General features: G+C 73.0%; 21 protein-coding genes. 9 read left to right on the top strand and 12 right to left on the bottom strand.

What is annotated here, in order from left to right; genetic code table 11:
• Window positions 1–3 precede the first annotated feature (3 nt).
• The 3 genes from ABZ564_RS11805 to ABZ564_RS11795 all read right to left on the bottom strand — a co-directional run bounded on the left by ABZ564_RS11805 (window position 4) and on the right by ABZ564_RS11795 (window position 3,963).
• Window positions 4–222 (bottom strand): DUF6458 family protein, encoded by a 219-nt coding sequence (locus tag ABZ564_RS11805; protein WP_360853555.1) that lies wholly within the window; start codon window positions 220–222, stop codon window positions 4–6.
• Window positions 223–335: 113 nt separating this feature from the next.
• Window positions 336–1,634 (bottom strand): M18 family aminopeptidase, encoded by a 1,299-nt coding sequence (locus tag ABZ564_RS11800; protein WP_360853552.1) that lies wholly within the window; start codon window positions 1,632–1,634, stop codon window positions 336–338.
• A gap of 502 nt (window positions 1,635–2,136) precedes the next feature.
• A complete protein-coding gene (locus tag ABZ564_RS11795) occupies window positions 2,137–3,963 on the bottom strand; it encodes an acyl-CoA dehydrogenase (protein WP_360853549.1) in 1,827 nt (608 codons plus the stop codon).
• A 148-nt stretch (window positions 3,964–4,111) separates the two neighbouring features.
• On the opposite strand from ABZ564_RS11795, the gene ABZ564_RS11790 reads away from it, so the two are divergent.
• The 3 genes from ABZ564_RS11790 to ABZ564_RS11780 all read left to right on the top strand — a co-directional run bounded on the left by ABZ564_RS11790 (window position 4,112) and on the right by ABZ564_RS11780 (window position 6,912).
• Window positions 4,112–4,552 (top strand): SseB family protein, encoded by a 441-nt coding sequence (locus ABZ564_RS11790; RefSeq protein ID WP_360853546.1) that lies wholly within the window; start codon window positions 4,112–4,114, stop codon window positions 4,550–4,552.
• A gap of 177 nt (window positions 4,553–4,729) precedes the next feature.
• Window positions 4,730–5,686 (top strand): pirin family protein, encoded by a 957-nt coding sequence (locus ABZ564_RS11785; protein WP_360853543.1) that lies wholly within the window; start codon window positions 4,730–4,732, stop codon window positions 5,684–5,686.
• A gap of 155 nt (window positions 5,687–5,841) precedes the next feature.
• Window positions 5,842–6,912 (top strand): AI-2E family transporter, encoded by a 1,071-nt coding sequence (locus tag ABZ564_RS11780; RefSeq protein WP_360853541.1) that lies wholly within the window; start codon window positions 5,842–5,844, stop codon window positions 6,910–6,912.
• Window positions 6,913–6,972: 60 nt separating this feature from the next.
• Here the strand turns inward: ABZ564_RS11780 and ABZ564_RS11775 are convergent, their stop codons facing one another.
• Window positions 6,973–9,105, bottom strand: a complete 2,133-nt coding sequence (locus ABZ564_RS11775) for a SpoIIE family protein phosphatase (protein WP_360853538.1) — start codon at window positions 9,103–9,105, stop codon at window positions 6,973–6,975.
• Between the two features lie 152 nt (window positions 9,106–9,257).
• On the opposite strand from ABZ564_RS11775, the gene aspS reads away from it, so the two are divergent.
• Together aspS and ABZ564_RS11765 are read left to right on the top strand one after the other, a co-directional pair.
• Complete coding sequence (gene aspS, locus ABZ564_RS11770; protein ID WP_360853535.1) at window positions 9,258–11,039, top strand: aspartate--tRNA ligase; 1,782 nt, start codon at window positions 9,258–9,260, stop codon at window positions 11,037–11,039.
• A gap of 393 nt (window positions 11,040–11,432) precedes the next feature.
• On the top strand, window positions 11,433–12,248 hold the full coding sequence (locus ABZ564_RS11765) for a L,D-transpeptidase family protein (protein WP_360853532.1): 816 nt from the start codon (window positions 11,433–11,435) through the stop codon (window positions 12,246–12,248).
• A gap of 251 nt (window positions 12,249–12,499) precedes the next feature.
• Here the strand turns inward: ABZ564_RS11765 and ABZ564_RS11760 are convergent, their stop codons facing one another.
• A complete protein-coding gene (locus ABZ564_RS11760) occupies window positions 12,500–14,047 on the bottom strand; it encodes a VWA domain-containing protein (protein ID WP_360853529.1) in 1,548 nt (515 codons plus the stop codon).
• A gap of 271 nt (window positions 14,048–14,318) precedes the next feature.
• On the opposite strand from ABZ564_RS11760, the gene ABZ564_RS11755 reads away from it, so the two are divergent.
• Entirely contained in the window at window positions 14,319–14,726 is a 408-nt protein-coding gene (locus ABZ564_RS11755; protein WP_360853527.1) for a S4 domain-containing protein, read from the top strand.
• A 51-nt stretch (window positions 14,727–14,777) separates the two neighbouring features.
• Here ABZ564_RS11755 and ABZ564_RS11750 read toward each other — a convergent pair whose 3' ends face one another.
• Together ABZ564_RS11750 and ABZ564_RS11745 are read right to left on the bottom strand one after the other, a co-directional pair.
• Window positions 14,778–15,761 (bottom strand): NADP-dependent oxidoreductase, encoded by a 984-nt coding sequence (locus ABZ564_RS11750; RefSeq protein ID WP_360853524.1) that lies wholly within the window; start codon window positions 15,759–15,761, stop codon window positions 14,778–14,780.
• 157 nt (window positions 15,762–15,918) lie between these two features.
• Window positions 15,919–16,809, bottom strand: a complete 891-nt coding sequence (locus ABZ564_RS11745; protein WP_360853521.1) for a hypothetical protein — start codon at window positions 16,807–16,809, stop codon at window positions 15,919–15,921.
• Between the two features lie 121 nt (window positions 16,810–16,930).
• On the opposite strand from ABZ564_RS11745, the gene ABZ564_RS11740 reads away from it, so the two are divergent.
• Both ABZ564_RS11740 and ABZ564_RS11735 read left to right on the top strand, forming a co-directional pair.
• On the top strand, window positions 16,931–17,326 hold the full coding sequence (locus tag ABZ564_RS11740) for a hypothetical protein (protein WP_360853518.1): 396 nt from the start codon (window positions 16,931–16,933) through the stop codon (window positions 17,324–17,326).
• A 107-nt stretch (window positions 17,327–17,433) separates the two neighbouring features.
• A complete protein-coding gene (locus tag ABZ564_RS11735) occupies window positions 17,434–18,540 on the top strand; it encodes a MerR family transcriptional regulator (RefSeq protein ID WP_360853515.1) in 1,107 nt (368 codons plus the stop codon).
• An 81-nt stretch (window positions 18,541–18,621) separates the two neighbouring features.
• Here ABZ564_RS11735 and ABZ564_RS11730 read toward each other — a convergent pair whose 3' ends face one another.
• The 5 genes from ABZ564_RS11730 to ABZ564_RS11710 all read right to left on the bottom strand — a co-directional run bounded on the left by ABZ564_RS11730 (window position 18,622) and on the right by ABZ564_RS11710 (window position 23,945).
• Window positions 18,622–19,044, bottom strand: a complete 423-nt coding sequence (locus tag ABZ564_RS11730) for a universal stress protein (protein ID WP_360853512.1) — start codon at window positions 19,042–19,044, stop codon at window positions 18,622–18,624.
• Between the two features lie 139 nt (window positions 19,045–19,183).
• A complete protein-coding gene (locus tag ABZ564_RS11725; RefSeq protein WP_360853509.1) occupies window positions 19,184–19,837 on the bottom strand; it encodes an FMN reductase in 654 nt (217 codons plus the stop codon).
• Window positions 19,838–19,839: 2 nt separating this feature from the next.
• Window positions 19,840–20,925: an LLM class flavin-dependent oxidoreductase gene (locus tag ABZ564_RS11720; RefSeq protein ID WP_360853506.1), complete on the bottom strand. Its 1,086-nt coding sequence runs from the start codon at window positions 20,923–20,925 to the stop codon at window positions 19,840–19,842.
• A 153-nt stretch (window positions 20,926–21,078) separates the two neighbouring features.
• Window positions 21,079–23,016, bottom strand: a complete 1,938-nt coding sequence (locus ABZ564_RS11715; RefSeq protein ID WP_360853503.1) for an NAD-binding protein — start codon at window positions 23,014–23,016, stop codon at window positions 21,079–21,081.
• A 266-nt stretch (window positions 23,017–23,282) separates the two neighbouring features.
• The gene (locus tag ABZ564_RS11710) at window positions 23,283–23,945 is read right to left on the bottom strand and encodes a hypothetical protein (RefSeq protein ID WP_360853500.1); all 663 of its coding nucleotides are present in this window, start codon (window positions 23,943–23,945) and stop codon (window positions 23,283–23,285) included.
• Between the two features lie 316 nt (window positions 23,946–24,261).
• Here ABZ564_RS11710 and ABZ564_RS11705 point away from each other — a divergent pair, with 316 nt between their 5' ends.
• Window positions 24,262–25,347 carry a helix-turn-helix domain-containing protein gene (locus ABZ564_RS11705; RefSeq protein ID WP_360853497.1) on the top strand — a complete coding sequence of 362 codons (1,086 nt, stop codon included), beginning with the start codon at window positions 24,262–24,264 and terminating at the stop codon, window positions 25,345–25,347.
• Window positions 25,348–25,473 lie beyond the last annotated feature (126 nt).

The raw sequence follows: 25,473 nt of genomic DNA, 5'->3' as shown, positions 1-25,473 counted from the left end.
CGGTCACAGGCGCCGTTCGTCCTCGGACACGACCGTCGTGGTGGGCGGCACGACCATGCGGCGGCGCCGGATGACGCTCGCGTAGACGAAGACCCCGATGACGCCGACGATCATCATGATCCAGCCGACCAGGTCGACGTTGACGGTGTCCATGTGCCAGTCGGTCGCGAAGGCCAGGATCGCTCCCGCGCCGATGAGGATGATGCATCCTCCGAGTCCCATGAGTTCCGCCTCCTCGGCGGCCCGGGACCTCCGGGCCGTGTACGGAGCGCGTACCCGGCCCGGAGAGGAGCATGCATGGGCGGGAGGCCGGGTGGCCCTCCCGCCCCGGGCCGTCAGCCGGCCAGGAACGCCGCCAGGGCGTTCGCCAGCAGGTACGGGTCGTCGGCGCCGCACAGTTCACGGGCGCTGTGCATGGACAGGATGGCGACGCCGATGTCGACGGTCTTGATGCCGTGCCGGGCGGCGGTGATCGGGCCGATCGTCGTGCCGCAGGGCATCGCGTTGTTGGAGACGAAGGTCTGCCACGGCACGCCCGCCTTCTCGCAGGCCGCGGCGAACACGGAGCGGCCGCCGCCGTCGGTCGCGTACCGCATGTTGACGTTGACCTTGAGGATCGGTCCGCCGTTGACGACCGGGTGGTGCGTGGGGTCGTGGCGCTCCGCGTAGTTCGGGTGGATCGCGTGGCCGGTGTCGGAGGAGAGGCAGACCGTGCCGGCGAAGGCGCGGGCGCGGTCCTCGTAACCGCCGCCGCGGGCGAAGACCGAGCGCTCCAGGACCGTGCCGAGCAGCGGCCCGTCCGCGCCGGTGTCGGACTGCGAGCCGTTCTCCTCGTGGTCGAAGGCGGCCATGACCGGGATGTACGGCAGCTCCTCGTCGGGCTGCCCGGCGACGGCGGCCAGCGCGGCGGTCGCCGCGTGCACCGAGAGCAGGTTGTCCATGCGCGGACCGGCCACCAGCTCGCGGTCGCGGCCCAGGTAGGACGGGGGCTCGACGGGGTGCGGCATCAGGTCCCAGCCGGTGATGTCCTCGGCGGCGACGCCCGCCTCCTCGGCGACGAACCGGATGAGGTCGCCCTCCTCGACGTCCCCGAGGCCCCAGATGGGCTGCATGTGCTTCTGCCGGTCCAGCTTGAGCCCGTCGGTGTTGGCCGACCGGTCCAGGTGCACGGCGAGCTGCGGTACGCGCAGCAGCGGGCGGTCGACGGAGACGAGCCGGTCGCTGCCGTCGCGCAACGTGATCCGGCCGGCGAGACCGAGGTCGCGATCCAGCCAGGTGTTGAGCAGGGTGCCGCCGTAGATCTCCACGGCGACCTGGCGCCAGCCGTACGCGCCGGTGTCGGGCAGCGGCTTGACCCGCAGGTTCGGCGAGTCGGTGTGCGCGCCGACGATCCGGAACGGGGTGTGCGCCCCGGCGCCCTCCGGCACGTACCAGGCGACGATCGCGCCGCCGCGCAGGACGTACTTGCCGCCGGTGCTCCCGTCCCAGGCCGCGGTCTCCTCCACCTGCCGGAATCCGGCCTTCTCCAGCCGGGCGGCGGCGGTGGCCACGGCGTGGTACGGGGAGGGGGAGGCCATCAGGAAGGCCATCAGATCGTCGGTGTGGCCGCGGTCGAAGCGGGCGGAGGAACTCATGTTCTTCACTGTAGCCAGACCTGGCCGAAAGGGTTCACCACCGCATCCCCGCCCTTGCGGGGCATTGTCCGGTCGGCCCGGAATGACGGGGCCGCGACCGGTGTCCGGCTCGGGAACAGGGGCGGTTTCTCGCCATTCGCAGCCTGCCGATGTCGTACGGACGGACGGCTCGAGCCGGTCGTGGCGGACGCCGGTGGAGACGTACGGCCTTGCCCCTCGCGTCGTACTCGTACGTCGACAGCGCCGCCCCCGGAAGCGTGTCCGGGGGCGGCGCTGTCGACCGATCGTGCTGCGGTGTCCTAGTGCCGCGGCAGCCAAGGTTCGCCCCGTCGCGACGCCATGCACGCACTCTCGCCGCACCGGCCGAAAACCCGAGTACGTCCAGTACGAGGGCTTCCGGCCGGCACGCCGAGAAGTGGGGTCTCCCCTGTTCGAGCGGAGCCGAGAACTTGGGGACGCACCTGACGCCGCTCCTTCCGGGCAAACCCTGGCTGCCGCGGCACTAGAACGCGGCCTCGTCCAGCTCCATCAGGGAGTTGTCGACCGACTCGGCGAGGGCGCGCTCGGCGCCGACGCCCGGGAGGATGTTCGCGGCGAAGAACTTCGCGGCGGCGATCTTGCCCCGGTAGAAGGGGACGTCCTTGGCGGAGGCCGTCGGCAGCTTCTCGGCGGCCACGGCCGCGCCCTTGAGCAGCAGGTAGCCGACGACGACATCGCCGGAGGCCAGCAGCAGGCGGGTGGTGTTCAGGCCCACCTTGTAGATGTTCCTGACGTCCTCGCCGGTCGCGGTGAGGTCGGTGATCATCGTGCCGACGATCGCCTCCAGGTCCACCGCGGCCTTCGCGAGGCTGTCCAGCGCGCCGGACAGCTCCTCGTTGTCCTGGGAGCCCGCGAGGAACTTCTTGATCTCCTCGGAGAGCGCGTTGAGCGAGGCGCCCTGGTCGCGGACGATCTTCCGGAAGAAGAAGTCCTGGCCCTGGATGGCCGTGGTGCCCTCGTACAGCGTGTCGATCTTGGCGTCACGGATGTACTGCTCGACCGGGTACTCCTGGAGGTAACCGGAGCCGCCGAACGTCTGGAGCGACTGCGCCAGCTGCTCGTACGACTTCTCGGAGCCGTAGCCCTTCACGATGGGGAGGAGCAGGTCGTTGAGGCCGTGCAGCGCCTTGGCGTCCTCGCCCGCGGCCTCCTTCTCCTGGATCGCGTCCTGGACGGAGGCGGTGTAGAGGACGAGGGCGCGCATGCCCTCGGCGTACGCCTTCTGCGTCATGAGCGAGCGGCGCACGTCGGGGTGGTGCGTGATGGTGACCTTGGGCGCCGTCTTGTTCATGAACTCCGACAGGTCGGTGCCCTGGACGCGCTCCTTGGCGTACTCCAGCGCGTTGAGGTAACCCGTGGAGAGCGTGGCGATGGCCTTCGTGCCGACCATCATGCGGGCGAACTCGATGATGCGGAACATCTGGCGGATGCCGTCGTGCTTGTCGCCGATGAGCCAGCCCTTGGCGGGGTGGCGGTCGCCGAACGTCATCTCGCAGGTGTTGGACGCCTTGAGGCCCATCTTGTGCTCGACGTTCGTCGCGTACACGCCGTTGCGCTCGCCCAGCTCGCCGGTGGTCCAGTCGAAGTGGTACTTCGGGACCAGGAAGAGGGAGAGGCCCTTGGTGCCCGGGCCGGCGCCCTCGGGGCGCGCCAGTACGTAGTGGAGGATGTTCTCGGACATGTCGTGCTCGCCCGAGGTGATGAAGCGCTTCACGCCCTCGATGTGCCAGGAGCCGTCCTCCTGCTCGACGGCCTTCGTGCGGCCCGCGCCGACGTCGGAGCCGGCGTCCGGCTCGGTCAGCACCATCGTCGAGCCCCACTGCTTCTCGACGGCGATCTCGGCGATCTTCTTCTGCGCCTCGTTGCCCTCCTCGAAGAGGATGCCGGCGAACGCCGGGCCCGAGGAGTACATCCAGACGGCCGGGTTGGAGCCGAGCACCAGCTCCGCGTAGCCCCAGATCAGGGAGCGGGGCGAGGTGGTGCCGCCGATCTCCTCGGGCAGGCCCAGGCGCCAGTACTCGGAGTCCATGAACGCCTGGTACGACTTCTTGAACGTGGCCGGGACCGGGGCGGTGCTGGTCTCCGGGTCGAAGACCGGCGGGTTGCGGTCGGCGTCGGCGTAGGAGTCGGCGAGCTCGTTCTCCGCGAGGCGGGCCACCTCTTCGAGGATGCTCTTCGCGGTGTCGACGTCCATCTCCGCGAACGGTCCGGTGCCGTACAGCTTGTCGCGTCCGAGGACCTCGAAGAGGTTGAACTCGATGTCGCGGAGATTCGACTTGTAGTGCCCCATGGGAAGGCTCCGTAATCAATAGCAGTGGCGCGCAGCGCCCCGTGGAGGGGTGGCCCGGACGTATCAGGTGACCTCTACGATGATGCTACCCGCCAGTAATAAGACGCAACCCCCTGAGCCCCGGATGTGGCCGATTACTCTTTGCCCCATGTACGGCTACGACCAGAACCAGGGCGCGCAGCAGCCGATGGGGGGCGGCTACGGCGAGCAGCCGCTGTATCCCGAACCCTCTCCGCCCTCGCTGGGCGACGCGGTACGGGCCTTCACGACCGGCTCGCTGTCCGCCGAGGACTTCCAGCAGATCTTCGCGACGTCGAAGGTCTACTGCCCGCGCGGTGACAACCCCGGCTTCCTCGCGCTGCACAACACCCAGCAGCCCGTGATCCCGATGTTCACCACGCTCAAGGAGCTGCGGCTGTACGCGGGCAAGGAGTCCAAGTACTTCGTGATCACCGGTGCCGAGGTGATCGACCTGCTGCCCACCGGCTACGGCTTCGTCCTGGACATGGAGGGCGAGCACCGGATCGTCTTCGACGCCAAGGCCGTCGAGCAGATGGTCGACTTCGCGATGCGCCGCATGTACGGCTGATCCGCCGCCGATCCGAGGCTTTTGGAAGGGGTCCGTACCGCTGTCGGTACGGACCCCTTCCGGTCGTCCGGGGTGGTGCGGGGGCCCCGGCGGGCGGGGCGGGAATGGATGACGCCTTGCAGGATGTTCACCATTCAACTAAATTGGTGGCAGTACAGTCCCCCGGAGGTGGCTCCCATGCCCGCAGTGACCGTCGAGAACCCGCTGACCCTGCCCAAGGTGGCCGCTTCCGGTGACGCCGCGGCCCGTCCCGTGCTCGCCGTGACCACGGCGCCGAGCGGCTTCGAGGGCGAGGGCTTCCCCGTCCGCCGCGCCTTCGCCGGCATCAACTACAAGTACCTCGACCCGTTCATCATGATGGACCAGATGGGTGAGGTGGAGTACGCGGCCGGCGAGCCGAAGGGAACGCCCTGGCACCCGCACCGCGGCTTCGAGACCGTGACGTACCTGATCGACGGCAGCTTCATCCACCGCGACTCCAACGGGGGCGGCGGCACCATCCAGAACGGCGACACCCAGTGGATGACCGCCGGGTCCGGGCTGCTGCACATCGAGGCGCCGCCGGAGTCCCTGGTCATGTCGGGCGGCCTCTTCCACGGTCTCCAGCTCTGGGTGAACCTGCCGAAGGCCGACAAGATGATGGCCCCGCGCTACCAGGACATCCGCGGCGGCCAGGTCCAGCTGCTCGCGTCCCCGGACGGCGGCGCGCTGCTCCGCGTGATCGCCGGTGAGCTGGACGGCCACCAGGGCCCGGGCATCACGCACACCCCGATCACGATGATCCACGCCACCGTCCGCCCCGGCGCCGAGGTGACGCTGCCCTGGCGCGAGGACTTCAACGGCCTCGCGTACGTGCTCGCCGGGCGCGGCTCCGTCGGCGCGGAGCGCCGGCCGGTCCACCTGGGCCAGACCGCCGTCTTCGGCGCCGGCTCCTCGCTGACCGTGCGCGCGGACGAGAAGCAGGACGGCAACACTCCGGACCTGGAGGTCGTGCTGCTCGGCGGGCAGCCGATCCGTGAGCCGATGGCGCACTACGGGCCGTTCGTGATGAACAGCCAGGCCGAACTGAAGCAGGCCTTCGAGGACTTCCAGGCCGGCCGCCTCGGCACCGTGCCCGCCGTCCACGGCATGTGACCGGCGGCCGGGCCCGTGCCGCCGTCGTGCGGCCGAAAGCCCGGCTCGCCGCGGTACGACCGGCAGTCCCGGCCCCGCCGCCGTCGTGTGACGCTCCGTCACTCGTACGGCGGCGCGGGCGGGACACCGTACCCCCGACGTGATCGGCTGGAAGGGTGCAGACCCAGAAGCCACTCCTGCCCGACGGCGCCCGGCGGACGGCCGCCTGGTGCGGTGTCGTCCTGCTGGTCACCGGTGTCGCCGCCGTCGCGGTCTGCCTGTGCATCATCTTCAAGACCGCCGTCACGCCGGTGCTGCTCGCACTGCTCGGTACGGCGCTGCTCGGCCCGGTCCACCGCCGGCTGGCCGCCCACGGGGTGCACCGCTCGGTGGCCGCCGGGATCACCTGCGCGCTGCTGCTCGCCGTGGTCGGCGGCGCCGGCTACATCGTCGTCTCCGCGCTCGTCGAGACCGGCGGCCAGATCGTCCAGTCGCTGAGGGACGCCGGACAGTGGTTCGTCGACCACTTCCCCGGCGCGGACGACCTCGACGTGGACGACCTGGAGGCCAGTGGCCGCAGGCTCGTCGAGAAGTTCGGCGCGAGCGCCGCGGGCGGGCTCCTCACCGGCATCAGCCTCCTCGGCTCCCTCATCGCCACCAGCGTCCTCTCGCTGCTGCTGACCTTCTTCTTCCTGCGCGACGCCGACCGGGCCGCGGACCTCGCCCACACCATCGCCCCGCGCGGCACCGGGGACATGGTCGAGGCGATGGGCCGACGGGCCTTCGAGGCCGTCGAGGGCTTCATGCGCGGGACGACGCTCATCGCCCTGATCGACGCCGTCTGCATCACGGTCGGCCTGCTGATCCTGCGGGTGCCGGGCGCGGTGGGGCTCGGTGCGCTGGTGCTCGTGGGCGCCTACATCCCGTACCTCGGCGCGTTCATCTCCGGGGCCGTCGCGGTCGTGGTGGCGCTCGCGGACCGGGGGTTCGTCATCGCGCTCTGGGCGCTCGGTGTCGTCCTCGCCGTGCAGGTGCTGGAGGGCCACGTCCTGCAGCCGATGATCCAGAGCCGTACGGTCCAGATGCACCCCGCCATGATCCTGATCGCGCTGACGGCGGGCGCGAGCGTGGCGGGCATCCTCGGCATGCTGCTCGCGGTCCCGCTCTGCGCGGCGGCCTTCGGCATCCTGGGCGAACTGCGCAAGGGCGGCGGGCCCGCGCCCGACGCGCCGAAGGAGCCCGGCTGAGGGCTGTCCCGCCAGGGACGACGGGACAGCCCTTGGAAGGCTTTGCGGGGGCGGGGGTCTTCAGAGGCCGTCCGGGGCGTCGAAGGCGTCCAGGTCCGGCAGGGCCGGTTTTGGCTGCTCGGCCTCGTTCAGCTCGAACCAGATCGACTTGCCCGCCCCGCGCGGGTCGACCCCCCAGGTGTGCGCGAGCATCTCCATCAGCACCAGGCCCCGGCCGCTGGAGGCCATCTCGCCGGGCCGCCGCTTGTGCGGCAGCTCGTCGCTGCCGTCGGAGACGTCCACCCGCAGACACCGCTCCCCCGGTGCCCCGGTCGCCTGGGCGACCATCAGCGCGTCGCCGTCCGTGTGCACCAGGACGTTGGTGGCCACCTCGGAGAGCAGCAGCACCGCCGCGTCGACCTGGTCGGGGTCCGTCCAGTCGTGCAGCAGCTCCCGCAGCAGCTGCCGGGCCGTCGAGATCCGCTCCGGTTCGGCCTGGGCGATGGTCAGCGCGGTGCGCCGGGAGAGGGCCGGGGGCGTGGTGGAGCCGTCGCGGCGCAGCAGCAGGACCGCGACGTCGTCCTCGCGCCGGTCGGCGAGCGGCCCGGTCGTGTAGTGCGAGCCGGGTCCGTGGACGGCCTGCACCAGGGCGTCCGCGAGCTTCTCCAGGTCGCCGGTGTGCCGCTCCAGGATCGGCCGGAGGCGCACCCAGCCGGTGGCCAGGTCGTGGCCGCCGGTCTCGATCAGCCCGTCCGTGCACAGCATGATCGTCTCCCCGGCCTCCAGGACGATCCGGGTCGTCGGGTAGTCCGCGTCCTCCTCGACGCCCAGCGGCAGCCCGCCCTCGGTCTGCCGGACGACGGCGGTGCCGTCGGGGGTCATCACCACGGGGTCGGGGTGGCCGGCCCGCGCGATGTCCAGGACCCCGGTCTCCGGGTCGGCCTCCGCGTACAGGCAGGTCGCGAAGCGGGCGGCCGTGCCCTCGTCGTCCTCGCCGGGGTCGGTGAGACCGGACAGGAAGCGCGAGGCACGCGCGAGCACCGCGTCGGGGCGGTGCCCCTCGGAGGCGTACGCGCGCAGAGCGATCCGGAGCTGGCCCATCAGGCCCGCCGCCCGCACGTCGTGCCCCTGGACGTCGCCGATGACGAGGGCGATGCGGCCGCTGGGCAGCGGGATCAGGTCGTACCAGTCGCCGCCGACCTGGAGGCCGCCGCCGGTCGGCACGTAGCGCGCGGCCACGGTCATCCCCGGGATGCCCGGGCCGAGTGAGGGCATCATCGTGCGCTGGAGGCCCAGTGACAGCTCCCGCTCGGTGTCGGCGGCCCCGGCCCGGGCCAGCGCCTGGGCGAGCATGCGGGCCACGGTCGTCAGCACGGACCGCTCGTCCGGCGAGAACGACACCGGGTGCCGGAAACCGGCCATCCAGGTGCCCATCGTGCGCCCGGACACGATCAGCGGCAGAAAGGCCCAGGAACGGCGCCCGAACCGCCGTGCCAGCGGCCAGGTGGCCGGGTAGCGGTCGCGGTAGTCGTCCGGCGTGGGCAGGTAGATCGCCCGGCCCGTCCGTACGACCTCGGTGGCCGGGTAGTCCGTGTCCAGCGGCATGTCGGTGAACGGGCCCTCGTCGCCCACGCTGTGCCCGTGCTGCCCGACGACGGTCAGCCGTTCGCCCTCGACGCCGAAGACCGCGAGGCCGTCCGGCGAGAACCCGGGCATGGAGAGCGAGTAGGCGACCCGCAGTACCTCCGCGGTGGACCCGGCCTCGGCCAGCGCCCGCCCCGCGTCCAGCAGGAACGCCTCGCGGGAGCGCCGCCAGTCACCGGTGATCGGGGTGTGCGACCCGGCGGTGCCGGACTGGGAGTCGGCGACCTCCTGGAGGGTGCCGATGAGCACGTAGTCCTTGCCGCCCTCGCCGTCCGGGGCGGGTCTGGAGCGGCTGCGCACCGTACGCAGGACCCGGCCGCTGCCGTCCACGATCCGCAGCCGCGCCTCGGCGAGGGTGCCCTCGGCCACGGCGAGGCCGACGACCCCGGCGATCTCGTTCCAGTCGACGGGGTGGAAGCGGGCGCGGACCTCCGACTCGCGGAAGACACCGGGCGCCGGGGGGAGCTCCAGCAGGCGGGCGGCCTCCGCGTCGAGCGTGACCGTCCCGGCTCCGTGGTCCCAGCGCCACAGCCCGGTCGCGGTCGCGGCCAGCACATCCTCGGTGCGCATTGCCCCACTTTAAACCGGCATGCGGGAGGAAGGCAGGGGTACGGACCCGCGGACGATCTTGATACGGGCAATGACAATGAAACGCTCCGGTCGCGGGCGGTAGCCTGGGAGGACTGATTCCGCCCCCAACCGCGAAGACTGGATGAACGACGATGCATCGGTACAGGTCCCACACCTGCGGCGAGCTCCGCGCCTCTGACGTCGGCACCGACGTCCGGCTGAGCGGCTGGCTGCACAATCGCCGAGACCTGGGCGGCATCCTCTTCATCGATCTGCGCGACCACTACGGTCTGGTGCAGCTCGTCGCCCGTCCCGGCACGCCGGGCAACGAGGCCCTGGCGAAGCTCACCAAGGAGACCGTCGTCCGGATCGACGGCAAGGTCTCCGCGCGGGGCACCGAGAACGTCAACCCGGACCTGCCGACCGGCGAGATCGAGATCGAGGTCTCCGAGGTCGAGGTGCTGGGCGAGGCCGGCCCGCTGCCCTTCACGATCAACGCCGAGGACGGCGTCAACGAGGAGCGGCGCCTGGAGTACCGCTTCCTGGACCTGCGCCGCGAGCGCATGCACCGCAACATCATGCTGCGCTCCGCCGTGATCGCCTCGATCCGGTCCAAGATGGTGGCCCTCGGCTTCAACGAGATGGCGACGCCGATCCTCACCGCGACCTCCCCCGAGGGCGCCCGCGACTTCGTCGTCCCGTCCCGGCTGAACCCCGGCAAGTTCTACGCGCTGCCGCAGGCCCCGCAGCAGTTCAAGCAGCTGCTGATGATCTCCGGCTTCGACCGCTACTTCCAGATCGCGCCCTGCTTCCGCGACGAGGACGCCCGCGCCGACCGTTCGCCCGGCGAGTTCTACCAGCTCGACGTCGAGATGTCCTTCGTCGAGCAGGAGGACGTCTTCCAGCCGATCGAGAAGCTGATGACCGAGCTCTTCGAGGAGTTCGGCAACGGCCGTCCCGTCACCTCGCCGTTCCCGCGCATCCCGTTCCGCGAGTCGATGCTGAAGTACGGCAACGACAAGCCGGACCTGCGGGCCAAGCTGGAGCTCGTCGACATCTCCGACGTCTTCGCGGACTCGGAGTTCAAGGCGTTCGCCGGCAAGCACGTCCGCGCCCTGCCGGTGCCGGACACGGCGGGCCAGTCCCGTAAGTTCTTCGACGGCCTCGGCGAGTACGCCGTGGAGCACGGCGCCAAGGGCCTGGCCTGGGTCCGCGTCGGCGAGGACGGCACGCTGGCCGGTCCGATCGCCAAGTTCCTCACCGAGACCGACGTCAAGACGCTCACCGAGCGGCTCTCGCTCGTCCCGGGCCACGCCGTCTTCTTCGGCGCCGGCGAGTTCGACGAGGTCTCCAAGATCATGTCCGCCGTCCGCGTCGAGGCCGCCAAGCGGGCCGGCCACTTCGAGGAGGGCGTCTTCCGGTTCTGCTGGGTCGTCGACTTCCCGATGTACGAGAAGGACGAGGAGACCGGCAGGATCGACTTCTCGCACAACCCCTTCTCGATGCCCCAGGGCGGTCTGAAGGACCTGGAGGAGAAGGACCCGCTGGACATCCTCGCCTGGCAGTACGACATCGTCTGCAACGGCATCGAGCTGTCCTCCGGCGCCATCCGGAACCACGAGCCCGAGCTGATGATCAAGGCCTTCGAGATCGCCGGCTACGACCGCGAGACGGTGGAGAAGGAGTTCGCGGGCATGCTCAAGGCCTTCCGCCTCGGCGCCCCGCCGCACGGCGGCATCGCCCCGGGCGTCGACCGCATCGTGATGCTGCTGGCCGACGAGCCCAACATCCGCGAGACGATCGCCTTCCCGCTCAACGGCAACGCCCAGGACCTGATGATGGGCGCGCCCACCGTCCTGGAGGAGGCCCGCCTGCGCGAGCTGAACATCCAGCTCCGCAAGCCGGCCGCGCCGGCGAAGGACGCGCAGAAGTAGCGCCGCCCGACCCGCCTGCCCCGTAAGGGGTTTCACGTGAAACAGCCCCCGGCCGCCACTGGCCGGGGGCTGTCTCACGCGCCGGGACGGCACACAGGAACCCACAGCCCGCTCTCACGCCCCCGCCCGGCCCGGCTGCCTGACGTTCCTCGCATGACAGGGACTCAGGGTCCAGCGCACAAGAAGGACCTGGCAACAGGGTTCCGGGCCCTTCGTGTGCCGTCGGTCGCGAGGGCCGCCGCGGACGCCGCGGAGGGACGGCTGGAGTCATACAAAAAGACGAATCACCTGAACGCGTAAGGCCAGATGGCTCCCGCCCAGGATTGACCGGCTCCCTCTGCGGCAATGACTGGCTGGGCCGATACCGGCGCATTGACCGCTGAGGAGCCACCCGTGTCCGTGCCCCCTTCGCGCGCACCCCTGCGCCTGCCGCACGTCTTCTGCTCCCTGGTCCTGCTGGTGCTGCTCACCGGGTGCGGGACGGGCGGCTTCTCCGGTACGGATCTGAGCGGTGCCACCACGGAGCGGGCGCCGGCCAACGGCGTGCCGGGGCCTCCCGGGACCACCGCCTCGCCCGCCGGGCCACCGGTGCCCGCGGCCTCGCCGCAGCCCACCGAGATCCCGGGCCTCGGACCGAAGACCCGGGCGGCGATCCCGGCCGAGGCACGGCAGGCGTTCGTGGTGACCGGTGAGTCGCCGGACTCCAACAGGTCGACCGCCGTCCTCTACACCCGGGACGGACCCGCCGGGCCGGGCTGGCGGGCCGCGCTGGGGCCCTGGCCCGCCCACAACGCCCTCAACGGCTGGACCGCCGAGCACTGGGAGGGCGATCTGCGCTCACCCGTCGGCGTCTTCACGCTGACCGCCGCGGGCGGCCGCCTCGACCCCCCGGACACGGCACTCCCGTACGACCTCAGCCCCGATTTCGCCGTGACGGGCGAGGGGTTCCACGGGGAACCGCTGGAGGGCTCCTTCGACTACGTGGTCGCCATCGACTACAACCGCCTCCCCGGCACCTCCCCGCTCGACCACACCCGGCCCCTGGGCGAGGAGCGCGGCGGCGGCATCTGGGTGCACGTCGACCACGGGGGACCGACCCAGGGTTGCGTGTCGGTCACCGAGGACCGGATGAAGGAGCTCCTCACGGCCCTCGACCCGGGCCTCGCACCCGTCATCGTGATGGGGGACGCGGAGTCGCTGGGCCGCTGAGGGCTGCTCGCCCGGCGGGCGGGCCGGAGGTCCGCGGCACGGGGGCTGTGGTGGACGCGGCCGACATCCCCGGGTCCTCGGCTCCTTCGAGCCGTTCCGCCGGGGTGAGGACAGGGACCGGACGGGGCCGGTGCCGGACCCCGGCCCGCCGGTCGTGCGGCCGATCGCGACGATCCACGGCCGTACGCACGGTCACGGCGGTGCGGGGCCCCGGGGGGCGGGCTCGCCGTGACCGTACGCCTGCCGGCCGGTCAGGCGCCGGGGGCCGTCTCGCGCCCGGCCACCCAGGCGGGGAGCGCGGCGAGCAGCTCGCGGTAGAACGTGGTGTCCGCGACCTCGCGGGGGGCGGGGCCCGCGTGGAAGAAGCCGGTGTTCGGGGCGTCCAGCTTCCGCAGGAAGTCGAAGCCCTTGGCGTCCTTGTCGCCGAACGCGACGAACTGGAAGAACAGCGGCAGCCGGGCCGCCGCGTCGAGCGCCTGGCGGGCGGCCTGCCGGACGTCCGGCGGACCGTCCGTCTGGAAGACCACCAGCGCCGGGCCGGTCGACCCGGACTTCTCGTAGTGCGCGACGACCTCCTCGACCGCGCGGTGGTAGTTCGTCCGGCCGAGCCGGCCGAGTCCGGCGTTCAGCTCGTCGATCCGGCCCTCGTGGCCGTCCAGCTCCACCGTGCCGGTGCCGTCGATGTCGGTCGAGAAGAACACGACCTGCACGGTGGCGCTCTCGTCGAGGTGCGCGGCGAGCGCGAGTGCGCGGTCGCCCAGGTGCTGGGCGCTGCCGTCCTTGTAGAACGGGCGCATGGAGCCGGAGCGGTCCAGGACCAGGTAGACGGTGGCGCGCAGCCCGGTCAGCCCGTGCGCCTTCAGCCCGGCCTGCGCCGCCTTGTACGCTCCGGCCAGCTCGGGCGCCCGCGCCTTGACCTTGGCGAGGGTGAGGGCGGGCTTGCCGGCGGTGGCGGCCGGGGCCGCCGGAGTCGCCGGAGTCGCCTGGAGGGGTTCCGGGTCGGGCTCCGGGTCCATGTCGATGGTGATCACGGCGGGGGCCTCGGGCTCGGCGGCCCCCTCGGGCTCGGGAGCGGCGACGGTCTCCGGCGCGGTTGCGGCCGCCGGCTCGGGGGTCCCGGCGGGCTCCGGCTCGGTTACGGTCTCCGGCGCGGTTGCGGCTGCCGGCTCGGGGGTCCCGGCGGGCTCCGGCTCGGTGACCGGTTCGGGCTCGGGGGTCTCGCTCGCGGTGACCGGTTCGGGGACGGGGGTCTCGCTCGCGGTGACCGGTTCGGGGGCGGCGACGGGCTCGGGGGCCGGATCGGCGGCGGGGGCGACCGGCTCGGGCGCGCCGGTCTCCGCGACCGTCTCCGGCGCTTCGGTTTCCGCGACTGTCCCGGCGGCCGTCTCCGTGACCGGCTCGGCGACCGTCCCGGCGTCGGTCTCCGCGGCCGGCTCGGCGACCGTCTCCGGCGCTTCGGTCTCTGCGACCGGTTCCGGCTCCGCAGGAGCCACGGGCTCCGCCGCCTCCGCGGTCTCCGCCTCGTGCGGTCCCTTCCCCTGGGCCGGGACCGTCGGGGTGGCCGGGTTGTCGAAGGCCGCCGCCACCAGATCCGACGTCCTCGTGTCCTCGTCGGACGACGCGGGGGCCGGTACCGGGATCCTGGCGGGCGGTTCGTCATCCGCTGCCGGCTCGTCCACCGCCACCGACTCCGCGGGCCGGGAGTGCTCGCCCTGGGGTGGGACGGTAGCCGTCGTCGGCTCGTCCTGTTCCGTGCGGTCACGGCCGAACACCTTGCGCAGCAAGCTCCGAATGCCCATGGGCGAGGCCTTTCGCGTGAGTGAGTGGGGTGCGATGAATGTCCGTACTGCGGGAATTGCTCCCCGGCCAGGGCGGATACGTAAGGTTAGCGGCCGGATAAGGCCTCCCGACGGCATGGCCCGCCCGTGGGACGACCGAGCCGCAACCGAGCCCCGACCGAGTCCTGGGCCCCACACAGACGTTCACGGCACCCGCACCTCACCTGCTCCGCGAGGGCGGCGGGTTGAGGCGGGAACGTACCGCCCGGCCGTACGGCTTACAGTCGGACGCATGGTTTCCGGTGAGGCTCCGCAGGCGGAGGGCAACGTTCGGGTCGATGTCTGGATCTGGTCGGTCCGGCTCACGAAGACCCGTGCGCAGGCCGCCGCCGCCTGCCGTGCGGGTCATGTGAAGGTCGCCGGCGAACGCGCCAAGCCCGCGCAGTCGGTGCGCGTCGGTGACGAGGTACGCCTCCGGCACGCGGGCCGGGACCGGATCGTCGTCGTGTCGAAGCTGGTGAAGAAGCGGGTCGGACCGCCCGTCGCCGTCGAGTGCTTCGTGGACAACAGCCCGCCCCCGCCCCCGCGCGAGGCCGCCGTCCAGGTGCCGGTACGGGACCGGGGCGCGGGCCGCCCGACGAAGAGGGACCGGCGCGAGATGGACCGGCTGCGCGGGATGGGGCCCGGCCCGGCGGAGTAGCGCGGCGCGACGGCCTCGCCGGACCGGTCCGGCGCGGTGGCGCGACGCACCTCAGCGGCGCCCGGGGCGGTGCAGCCCGATCACGGTCTTGCCGCGCGCCCCGCCCGCCCGGTTGCGCTTCAGGGCCTGCGGAGCCTCCTCCAGCGGGAGTTCGGTGTCGATGGGAACGCGCAGGATGCCGTCCGCAGCCCCCGCCGCCAGCACGTCCAGCAGGACCGGGCTCGGGTCGAGCCGGAAGTCGACGCCCCTGACGCCCTCGGGCAGCCGGGCCCCGGCGGCGGCACCTCGCGTGGAGAGCGCGATACCGCCCGGCCGGACCGCCGCGGCGTGGGCGGCGAACCCGTCCGGTGCCGCCGACGCCAGGTCGGCCAGCGCGTCGATGCCGTCCGGGCAGGCGCTCCGCAGCGCGCCGGCGGGCGGGCCGGCCGTCAGGTCGACCGTGGCGGCGGCCCCCAACGACCCCATCCTGGACCGCTCGTCACCGCGCACCGCCGCGATCACGCGGATGTCCCGGGCACGGGCGAGCTGGGTCAGACAGCAGCCGATCCCGCCCGCCGCCCCGACGACCAGCAGGGTGTCGTGGCCGCGCAGCGCCACCGCCTCCAGGATCTGGGCGGCGGCCATCCCGGCGGACGGCAGCGCGGCGGCGGCCCGGGGGTCGAGCCCGCGCGGCACGAGGGTGATGGCGGAGTCCTGCGGTACGCAGACGTACTCCCCGTACGTCCCGCCCGCTTCCGGGGCGGCGGCCGTACCCGTCACCCCCGCCCGCCCGAACACCGCATCGCCCACGTGGAAGCGGTTCTCCCCTTCGCCGATCATGTCGACCCGGCCCGCGTAGTCCACGCCGAGGACGAACGGGAAGGACCGGGGCGCCGGGGCGAGGTCCCCCGCAGAGCCGTCCACGACCTGCCAGTCCAGCGGGTTGAGCGAGGCGTACTCGATCCGTACCCGGACCTCGCCGGGCCGTGGCTCCGGTTTGGGCAGCTCGACCAGCACCGGGTCGGCCCGCAACGCGCTGACAGCGATGGCTCGCATCCGTACACCTCCCGGTCGTGCCGCTCCGGCGGGAGCGGCCCCGTCCCTACGCAGGCCCGTTCATATGCAGCCCTGTCCATACGCAGGCCCGTTCATATGCAGCCCTGTCCATACGCAGGCCCGTCCATACGCCGGTCCTGTCGGCCCGCCGGTCCCGTCATTCCGCCGGGGCCGGCAGCACCCGCCGGGCCCGGATCCGCGCCGCCGCCGCGCACGCCGCGACGGCCAGGCCGAGTCCGAAGACGATCCACACCGTGGTGCGCAGCGAGCCGGTCAGCGCGTCGTAGACGGCCGCCGCGGCGCCGGTGTCGCTGGCCGGGACCTCGTCCAGCACCCGGTTGCGGGCCAGGGCGAGCAACCCGCGCAGCACCAGCGCGCCGAGCGCGAAACCGGCGCCCGTCACGGCGGTGGCGGCCAGCGCGGCCAGCGCCCGGGCCCGGCGGCCGGGTCCGCCGCGCACCCAGGCCAGTGCGACGGCGAGCAGCGCGAACACCAGGGTGCCGACGGCCGGCCACACACTCGCGGTGCGCAGCCACCGGAAGCTCTGCCGCAGCTGGTCCGCGCGGTCGGCGGAGACCAGCTGGATGTCGGTGTGCTGGACGGGGATCCGGTCGGCGAACGGCACCCCGTTGTCCACCAGGTTCTGCTTCACCTGCTCAGTGACGGGCGCCAGGTCGATGGTGACGCTCTCGCCGCTCTGCCCGTCCAGCGCGGCGGTGACCGTCTCGTGCGCCGTGCGGTTGGCGGCGGTCCAGGCGTCCTGGAAGGCGTCGGTGGTCGTGAAGGACAGCACGGCCTGGTGCAGGAAATCGCGGACGGTGTCCTGGAGCGGTCCGACGTCGATCTGCTTCATCGCGTTCTCGGTGATCAGGTCGGCGACGGTGCTCTGCACGTCGGGGTCGTCGGCGAGCGGGGCGACGGCGGCCACGTAACGGTCCGTGTCGTCGATCTCCAGGTCGACCCAGGCGGACAGCGCGCTCAGCGGCACCAGGACGGCCAGCAGCACCACCAGTACCGCCGAGAGAGCCACCGAGAAATACGTCCGCACCTCTCCAGGGAATCCCGGACGGCGGCGGCGCGCCCCGGGCCGTGGGCCATCCGAGTTGCCGGGCGGCGCGACCAGGTGTGCTCTGGAGGGAAAGCGGGGGTGACGGAAGGAGCTCTCTGCCATGACCGCACACGTTTCGGTGCCGGTACGCGGGAGGCCCGCGCCCGCCCGGCACCGCCCCGTCCTCAGCTGGGCCGTCCCGGTCACGCTGGGCGTGATCATGGGCTGCTACGCGACCGCCATCGTCCGCGGCGGCGGGGAGCTCACCGGCACCAGGCTGGCCCTGGGACTCGTCTCCGGCGCCGCGCTCGCGGTGCTCTGCTTCGGACTCGGCCGCGTCCAGAACCGGCTGCCGCTCGAACTGCGGGCTGCCGCGTACGGGGTGCTGACCGGCGCCTCGATCGGCTTCCTCTACAGCCTGTCCGGCGCGAGCATCCTGGCGGCGTCGATGATCGGCCTGGTCCTCGGCGCCGGCGGGCTGGTCGCCGCGTACTACTACTTCTACACGCGGGAGTAGCGCCCGCGCCCGCACGTCCGTCGCCGATCCTTGACCTTCTCCCTGGGGGAAGGCCAAGGATCGAGTGTGCCGGGGCGGGGAGTCCGCCCGGTATGAGGAGGCGTGCGGTGACGGAGGGCGGGCAGGGGCGGGGTCCCGGCGCGGCACTGGTGACGATCGGGGCGTTCGCCCGGCTGTCCCGGCTGTCCGCCAAGGCGCTGCGCCGCTACGACGAGCTCGGCCTGCTCCCACCTGCCCTGGTCGACCCGGTGAACGGTTACCGGTACTACGACCCGGCGCAGGTGCGGGCGGCCCGGCTGGTGGCCTGGCTGCGCCGGATCGGGATGCCGCTCGCCCGGATCAGGGAGGTGATCGCGCTGGAACCCGGTGCGGCCGCCGCGGCGATCCGGGCGTACTGGGCGCGCGTCGAGGCGGAGACGGCGGCCCGCCGTGACCTCGCGGCCTTCCTCATCGACCAGCTGTCGACGGAGGACGTCATGACATCGGTGGGCACACTCGGAATCCGCTATGCGGCCCGCACCGACAGGGGAGCGGTGCGCGAGACCAACCAGGACGCGGTCCACGCCGGTGCCCGGCTGCTCGCGGTCGCCGACGGGTTCGGCGCGGGCGGCGCGGGGGCCAGCACGGCCGCGATCGAGGCCCTGAAGCCGCTGGCGCCGGGCGCGGTGCCGGCGGCGGAGCTGCTGAACATCCTGCACGACGCGGCGGAGCGGGCCGCGCACGCGGTGCGGCAGGCCGTGGCGGGGAGCGGGGCGCCGGAGGAGTCCGGCACGACGCTGACGGCGATGATGTGGACGGGGTCGCGGCTGGGGCTCGTGCACATCGGGGACTCGCGGGCCTATCTGCTGCGCGGGGGCGAGCTGTTCCGGATCACACACGACCACAGCCTGGTCCAGTCGATGATCGACGACGGCTCGCTGACGGAGGAGGAGGCGTTCTCGCACCCGCAGCGGGCGATGCTCCTCAAGGTGCTGTCCGGGGACGGCCCGTACGGCTCCGGGCCCGATGTGGACGTCCGGGACGCGCTGCCCGGTGACCGCTACCTGCTCTGCTCGGACGGGCTCTCGGCGGTCGTCGACGGCGGGGAGCTGGCGCGGGTGCTGGCCGGGGCGGACGGGCCGTCCACCGCCGTGAGCGCGCTGATCGAGCTCGCGGAGGCGGCCGGCGCGCCGGACAACGTGACCTGCGCGGTGGCGGACGTCGTGGAGCTGTGAGTACGAAGGAGCGCGCCGCGCTGTGAGTACGCGGGAGGGCCCGCATCACGCGTGGTGCGGGCCCTCCGGCGGCGCCGTACGTCAGTCGCGGACGACGGTCACCGGGCACGAGGCGTGCTGGGTGACGTGCAGGCTGACCGAGCCGAGCAGGGTCGCCTTGAATCCGCTGTATCCGCGTGCGCCGACGACCAGCAGGTTCGCGCCCTCGGACCGGTCGAGCAGGGCCTGCGCCGGGTTGCCGATCACCACGACCTTGCTGACGGCGGCGGCGCCCGCGGCGCCCAGCGCCTCCTCCAGCGTCTCGGTGAGCGAGACCGTGGCCATGGCCTGCGGGTCGAAGTCCTCCGGCAGGCCCGGCATCATCGACGCCCAGCTGGTGGCTGGGTACTCCCAGCTGTTGACGGCCTCCACCGTGTCACCGGTCAGCTCCGCCTGGCGCACGGCCCAGTGCAGTGCCCTGACCGACGACTCGGAGCCGTCGACGCCCACCACGATCCTGCCCATCTCTGCCTCCAGCTGGGGTTCTGCGGCTGTGCTCGGTTTCGCCCCCGGTCGTGCTCGGTGCTGCTCGTTGCGGCCCGGCACACGTCTTCCCGTACGACTCTAGTCAAAACGGGCGAAACGGCGATTCTCGCGAGTCCGGTCAGGCCGGGCGGAGGGCGGCGAGCTGCTGCTCGAACGGGACCACCTCGTCGTCGAGCCCGGGGGCCCGGGACGCGCCGGAGACCGCGCGGCCGCCCGTGACGGCCTGCGCCAGTTCCCCGCCCGCCCGCCGGATGCGGGCGGGCAGGCCGTCGGCGTACGCGTCGCCCGATGCGCCCCAGTCCTCCGACGCCGCGTACACCGAGGTCGGCAGCGTGACGGCGCGCAGATAGGCGAAGAGCGGGCGCATCGCGTGCTCGAGCACCAGCGAGTGCCGGGCGGTGCCGCCGGTCGCGGCGACGAGCACGGGCTTGCCGGTCAGGGCGGTGTTCTCGACCAGGTCGAAGAACGACTTGAACAGGCCGCTGTACGAGGCGGTGAAGACCGGTGTGACCGCGATCAGCCCGTCCGCGCCCGTGACCGCCGCGAGCGCGTCCTCCAGGGCGGGCGGCGGGAAGCCGGACACCAGGTGGCCCGCGATGTCCACGGCGAGGTCGCGCAGCTCGATCACCCGGACGCCGACCGGGCGGTCCTGCCCGGCCTCCAGTCGCTCCCGGGTGGCGGCGGCCAGCCGGTCGGCCAGCAGCCGGGTCGAGGACGGGTTGCTGAGCCCGGCCGAGACGGCGACGATCCTCAGCGGTTCGGTGGCGAACACGGTCAGCTCTCCTTCGCGAGTGCGGCGGCGTAGGCGGGGTGCAGCGGCGCGGTCTCGGGGACCCCGGCGGGCCGCAGGGCGGCGAACTCCTTGCGCAGCACCGGGACGACCTCCTCGCCGAGGATGTCCAGCTGTTCCAGGACGGTCTTCAGGGGCAGGCCGGCGTGGTCCATCAGGAACAGCTGGCGCTGGTAGTCGCCGACCGCGTCCCGGAACGACAGGGTCCGCTCGATGACCTCCTGGGGCGAGCCCACGGTCAGCGGGGTCTGCCGCGTGAAGTCCTCCATCGAGGGCCCGTGCCCGTAGACCGGCGCGTTGTCGAAGTACGGGCGGAACTCGCGTACCGCGTCCTGCGAGTTCTTCCGCATGAACACCTGGCCGCCGAGGCCCACGATCGCCTGCTCGGCGGTGCCGTGGCCGTAGTGCGCGTACCGCTGCCGGTACAGGTGCACCATCTTCTTCGTGTGCTCCATGGGCCAGAAGATGTTGTTGTGGAAGAAGCCGTCGCCGTAGTACGCGGCCTGCTCGGCGATCTCCGGCGAGCGGATGGAGCCGTGCCAGACGAACGGCGGCACGCCGTCCAGGGGGCGCGGGGTGGCCGTGAACGACTGGAGCGGCGTACGGAACTTCCCCTCCCAGTCCACGACGTCCTCGCGCCACAGCTTGTGCAGCAGGGCGTAGTTCTCGACGGCGAGCGGGATGCCCTGGCGGATGTCCTTGCCGAACCACGGGTACACCGGGCCGGTGTTCCCGCGCCCCATCATCAGGTCGACGCGGCCGTCCGCGAGGTGCTGGAGCGTCGCGTAGTCCTCGGCGATCTTCACCGGGTCGTTGGTGGTGATCAGCGTGGTCGAGGTCGACAGGACGATGCTCTTCGTCTGCGCCGCGATGTAGCCGAGCGTGGTGGTCGGTGACGAGGGGACGAACGGCGGATTGTGGTGCTCACCGGTCGCGAAGACGTCGAGCCCGACCTCCTCGGCCTTCCGCGCGATGGCGACGGTGGCCTTGATCCGCTCGTGCTCGCTCGGCGTCGTACCGGTGGTGGGGTCGGTGGTGACGTCCCCGACGGTGAAGATCCCGAACTGCATGGCGTCCGCCTCCTGCTCGGTTGTTGTTGAACGTTGAACTATCTGGACGCATCGTACAACGGGGGGTGGGGGCGGGGTATTCCTCCGGACGTCGAGGGGCGCCCGGGCCCCCTGCCGCGCTCGCCCCGGTCCGGGGCGCCCCGAAGCGGCCCCTCAGCGCCGCGTCAGCGCCCGCCGTCCCAGCAGCTCCGCCAGCCCCCGTCGCGTCGCGGCGATGATCACGCGGTCCGTGGGCCGCAGCACGTACCCCGGGTGGAGGTTCCATACGAGGGTGCCCTCGCCGGCGGTCCCGGCGGCCACGTCCAGGGCGAGGACCCGCCACGCGCCCGCCCGGAACGCCTGCTCCACCGTGCGGCCCTCCAGCTGCGGGTGCCCGCCGGCCTCGACCGCCGCGAACAGGAGCACCTTGCGTTCGACCGGGATCGCGCCCAGGATCTGCCGGCCCATCATCGCGACGGCGAAGGAGGGCCCGGCCAGGTGGGACACCGAGCGGGAACGGGTGATGGCCTGCGGGTGGGCCGTGCGCAGGGTGCGGTAGACGGCGGTGGCGAACTCGTCGTCGAACAGCCGCAGCGTCACCCGCAGGTCCGGCTTGAGCGAGCGGGCGTAGAGCGCGGCCTCCAGGTTCGTCGTGTCGGCGCTGGTCAGCGCGAGGAGCCCGCGTGAGCGGCTGATCTTGGCCGTCTCCAGCACCCCCTCGTCCGTGACGTCGCCCAGGACCACCGGCACGTGCAGCCGCCGGGCGACGGGGATGCCGCGCGCGTCGGGGTCCTCCTCCACGCAGACCACCGGGATGCCCAGCTCCCGCAGGTGCACCAGCACCCGGGTGCCGATCTTGCCGAGGCCGAGCAGCACCACGTGCCCGGACAGGCCGCGCGGCGGGCGGCGCAGCGAGGAGGCGCTGCGCAGCGAGCCGAACGCCTCCAGGACCCCGGCCACCAGCAGCGGGAGCAGCATGAGGCCCGCGATGCCGGAGAGGATCTGGATGACCTGGCGGGCGGTGGGCTCGCCGATCGCCGGGTCGCCCATCGCGAAGAGGTCGAGCAGGGTGAGGTAGGCGGCGTGCAGCGGGTGGTCGCCCGTGGTGACCGAGGACGCCACCGCGAGCCCGAGGACGGCGAGCCCGACGCCCAGCGCGGACCACCGCAGCCGGCGCGAGAAGAACTGGCTCAGCGGCGCGCTCCGGCCGCTCATCCGGGCCTTCGGGGCAGCCGGTCCGGACTGTGTGACGGCCTCCAGGACGACCGTGCCGCGCCCGGTCGCGGCGGCGATCTCCGCCGGCCCCGGCAGCAGTTGCGGCCCCTCCGCGCCGCTGCTGTCGGAGCCCTCCGCGCCCGCCGGGTCGTGGGTGGTGGAGGAGAGGAGGGCCAGCGTGCACAGGCCGGGGTCGGCGACCTGGCCGCCCCGGGGCGGGGTGCGTTCGGCGGCCCGCAGGAACAGGCCCTCCGCCCGGATCACCCGCGTCGACCCGGCGAGCGCGGTGGCCGCGAGGGCGGGGGCGGCGGTGTCGGCGTCGGACAGGACCGTGGTGGAGGCGTCCGGCGCGGCCGGGCCGAGCCCGGGGGAGGCGAGGGCGGCGGCCTGGTCGAGCAGGGTCTCCAGGTGCTGGCCGAGCTTGCGGTTGTAGAGCCGGATCACCAGCCGGACACGGGGGTTGAGCCGGCGCGCGGTGAGCGCGGCGCGGATGTTGCGCTCGTCGTCGTCGTAGACGAGGGCCACCGCGGCGGCCCCGGCGATCCCCGCCTCCGCCAGCGACTCGTCGGAGGGCTCGGCCGCCTGGAGGACGCGCACCGCCTCCACCCCGGCGTTGGTGTCCCCGTCCGAACCGTGCGGCAGCCCGCCGCCGTTGCGGTTCATCGCGGACGCCATCCGCCCGAACAGCGCGGCGGCCCGCCCGCGCCCGCTCAGCGGCTCGTCAGGCCTGGCCGCACCCGGCTCCGGCGGCACGACGAGGGTGACCCGCTCCCCGTAGACGTACCGCAGTTCCACGGCGAGCCGCTGGGCCAGCGCGTCGTCCCCGCAGACGACCATGTGGCCGGTGAACGGGGAGGGTTGGGGTTGCTGGGGGAAGGTCGACACGTGTCCCAGCATGCCTTGCTCCTTTCCGGTGATCGAGGACGGTCAACGGTCGTCGTGGTGGCTCGCCGGCAGATGCCGAGGGCCGGCGGCGTGGCCGATCGCCGTCTCGACGGCCGCGATCCCCTTCGCGAGCAGCCCGGGGGCGGCCACCGCACGGGCCACGACAGTCCTTGGCGGCCGGTGGTACGGAAACGAGCGGTTTCGGGGGTGAGGCGGCCCGGCGGCGCACAGCGTCCGGGGAGGCCGGACGGGCGCACCGGGCCGGTGAGCGTGACGTGTCAGACGGTGGGGCCGGGGGCCGTACGGCCGTGCGGCGGCAGCGCGGCGGGCGGTGGGCCCGGGGCGAGCGCCCTGTCGTAGGCGGAGACCCGGAAGAACCCCCCGGCCTCGTCGTACGCGTACAGCAGGCCCGGGCTTCCCGAGGTCAGCTCCGCGTCGGCGGGCTCCAGCCGCCGCGCCTGGACGACGGCGGTCGAGCCGTCGGCGGCGGTGACCTCGGCCTGGCCGAAGTCCGTGCCGACCGAGCCGGTACGGACCGTGCAGACCCGGCCCGGAAAGTCCTGGCGCGACGGCGGAGGCCGGTCGGGGAAGAAGCGGCGGAAGTGGCGGACGAGCAGCCGCACTACGCCCCAGGCGAGCAGCAGCGCCCCGGCGAGCACCGCGCAGGCGAGCGCGGCACGGACGGGGCCGGTGGCGTCCGAGCGGTGCACCAGGACCGAACCGGCCAGGGCGGTGAACCAGCCGACGGCGATCATCAGGGACACCGAGACGGTGACCGGGACGCCGCCGACGCCCGCGAGATCGGTGTCGAGGTCCGCGTCGAAGGAGTGGTGGTCGGCCGCGCCGGCCAGGACCAGCAGCCAGAAGGCGATGACGACGACGAGCGGCGCGGCGAAGAGCACGGCCGGGAAGGACAGCGCCGCTTCCAGGAACTCCCGCATCGGTTTCCGCCCCCTGCCGGTCCCGCCGACGGTGCCGCCGGCGCCTCGCGGGCGGGCCGGCGGCGGGACCGGTGCCGCGGCGTCGCCCTCGACGACACCGCGGCAGCCAGGTCTTCCCCCGATCCCCGATCCCCCGTGCACCCCGTGTTTCCCCCGTGGTCCCCCGGTCGGTGCCGACAGGATCGTGTCATCCGGGGACGCCCGGTCGCATTGCCGGAACGCGGCAACGTTCGCCGGTCCTCGGTGCCGGGCACCGGCATCGGCCCCCGTGCGTTGGCCAGGTGTCCGATACAGATCAGGAAACGGAGACGGACGCGTGGCGGAACCGGAGATTCCCAACAGCTTTCTGGAGGGTTACGCCCGAATACTGGGCGAGGCGGCCGTCTCGGGACGGCGGCTGACCCGGGAGGAGCTGGACACCCGCCGCACCCTGGGCAGACAGGCCGCCGAGGCCGGGCACCAGCTCCGCGCCCTGGTCCGCATGCACCTCGCCGAGACCCGCGCCGCCTGGCCGGCCCCCGCCCCCGGCGCGACCCCGGTCTCCCTGGCCGCCGCCGCCGACAGCGTGCTGGCCGCGGCGGAGCAGGCGGTCGACGCGTTCGCCGACGGCTTCGAACGCGCCCAGCGCCTCACCGTGCGCCGCGAGGAGGCGGCCAGGCGGGAGTTCATCGACGACCTCCTGTACGGGCGCAGCGACCTGGGCCGGCTCGCCGAACGGGCCACGCGCTTCGGGCTGCGCCTCTCGCGCGCCCACGCCGTAGCGGTGGCGGCCGGTCCGGAGGCGTACACCGAGACCGAAGCCGTGCCCCGGCAGGTGGAGTCGGCGCTCCTGGCCCGCTTCGGCGGCCGCAAGATCCTGCTCACGACGAAGGACGGGCGGATGGTGTGCATCGCGCCCGGCAGCCAGCCCGACGTCCTGCGCTACTTCGCGAAGCAGGCGCACGCGGCGACCGACGGCGGCCGGGTGGCGATCGGGCGTGCCCACCGGGGCCCCGGAGGGGTGGTCCAGTCGTACGACGAGGCGCTGGACGCGCTGGATCTGGCGGAGCGGATGGAGCTGGACGACCCCGTGCTGTACTCCGCCGACCTGCTGGTCTATCCGGTGCTGACCCGGGACCGGCAGGCCATGGCCGATCTCGTACGCAGTGAGCTCGGCCCGCTCCAGAAGGCCAGGGGAGGCGCCGAACCGCTCCTGAGGACGCTCTCGGTGTACTTCGACGCGGGCTGCGTCGCCGCCGAGACGGCCCGCCGGCTCTCGCTGAGCGTGCGGGCCCTCACGTACCGGCTGGAGCGCATCCACCAGCTGACCGGCTCCGACCCCTCCGACCCCGTGCACCGCTACACCCTCCAGACCGCGGTGATCGGCGCCCGGCTGCTCGACTGGCCGGCCAAGGAGATCTAACGGGCCGGCCCGCACTGCCGGGTTCCGGCAAGGGAGGCCGGCGGCGGCGCGCTCCACGTGCGAGGTCCGATGTCCGCGCCTGGTGCCGCGGCCGGGCCGGGGGGGGGCCGCCGGGCGGCGCCCCCC

Origin of the sequence: Streptomyces sp. NPDC019224 (assembly GCF_040632605.1) — a bacterium.
In the GTDB taxonomy this organism is placed as follows: domain Bacteria; phylum Actinomycetota; class Actinomycetes; order Streptomycetales; family Streptomycetaceae; genus Streptomyces.
Note: the sequence above shows the minus strand (reverse complement) of the source record. Positions and strands in the feature narration are given on the sequence as shown.

Excerpts from the sequence above, each read along its gene's own strand:
- ABZ564_RS11805 (WP_360853555.1), bottom strand. The coding sequence starts at position 222 with ATGGGACTCGGAGGATGCATCATCCTCATCGGCGCGGGAGCGATCCTG.
- ABZ564_RS11800 (WP_360853552.1), bottom strand. The coding sequence starts at position 1,634 with ATGAGTTCCTCCGCCCGCTTCGACCGCGGCCACACCGACGATCTGATG.
- ABZ564_RS11795 (WP_360853549.1), bottom strand. The coding sequence starts at position 3,963 with ATGGGGCACTACAAGTCGAATCTCCGCGACATCGAGTTCAACCTCTTC.
- ABZ564_RS11790 (WP_360853546.1), top strand. The coding sequence starts at position 4,112 with ATGTACGGCTACGACCAGAACCAGGGCGCGCAGCAGCCGATGGGGGGC.
- ABZ564_RS11785 (WP_360853543.1), top strand. The coding sequence starts at position 4,730 with ATGCCCGCAGTGACCGTCGAGAACCCGCTGACCCTGCCCAAGGTGGCC.
- ABZ564_RS11775 (WP_360853538.1), bottom strand. The coding sequence starts at position 9,105 with ATGCGCACCGAGGATGTGCTGGCCGCGACCGCGACCGGGCTGTGGCGC.
- aspS (WP_360853535.1), top strand. The coding sequence starts at position 9,258 with ATGCATCGGTACAGGTCCCACACCTGCGGCGAGCTCCGCGCCTCTGAC.
- ABZ564_RS11760 (WP_360853529.1), bottom strand. The coding sequence starts at position 14,047 with ATGGGCATTCGGAGCTTGCTGCGCAAGGTGTTCGGCCGTGACCGCACG.
- ABZ564_RS11755 (WP_360853527.1), top strand. The coding sequence starts at position 14,319 with ATGGTTTCCGGTGAGGCTCCGCAGGCGGAGGGCAACGTTCGGGTCGAT.
- ABZ564_RS11750 (WP_360853524.1), bottom strand. The coding sequence starts at position 15,761 with ATGCGAGCCATCGCTGTCAGCGCGTTGCGGGCCGACCCGGTGCTGGTC.
- ABZ564_RS11740 (WP_360853518.1), top strand. The coding sequence starts at position 16,931 with ATGACCGCACACGTTTCGGTGCCGGTACGCGGGAGGCCCGCGCCCGCC.
- ABZ564_RS11730 (WP_360853512.1), bottom strand. The coding sequence starts at position 19,044 with ATGGGCAGGATCGTGGTGGGCGTCGACGGCTCCGAGTCGTCGGTCAGG.
- ABZ564_RS11720 (WP_360853506.1), bottom strand. The coding sequence starts at position 20,925 with ATGCAGTTCGGGATCTTCACCGTCGGGGACGTCACCACCGACCCCACC.
- ABZ564_RS11715 (WP_360853503.1), bottom strand. The coding sequence starts at position 23,016 with ATGCTGGGACACGTGTCGACCTTCCCCCAGCAACCCCAACCCTCCCCG.
- ABZ564_RS11710 (WP_360853500.1), bottom strand. The coding sequence starts at position 23,945 with ATGCGGGAGTTCCTGGAAGCGGCGCTGTCCTTCCCGGCCGTGCTCTTC.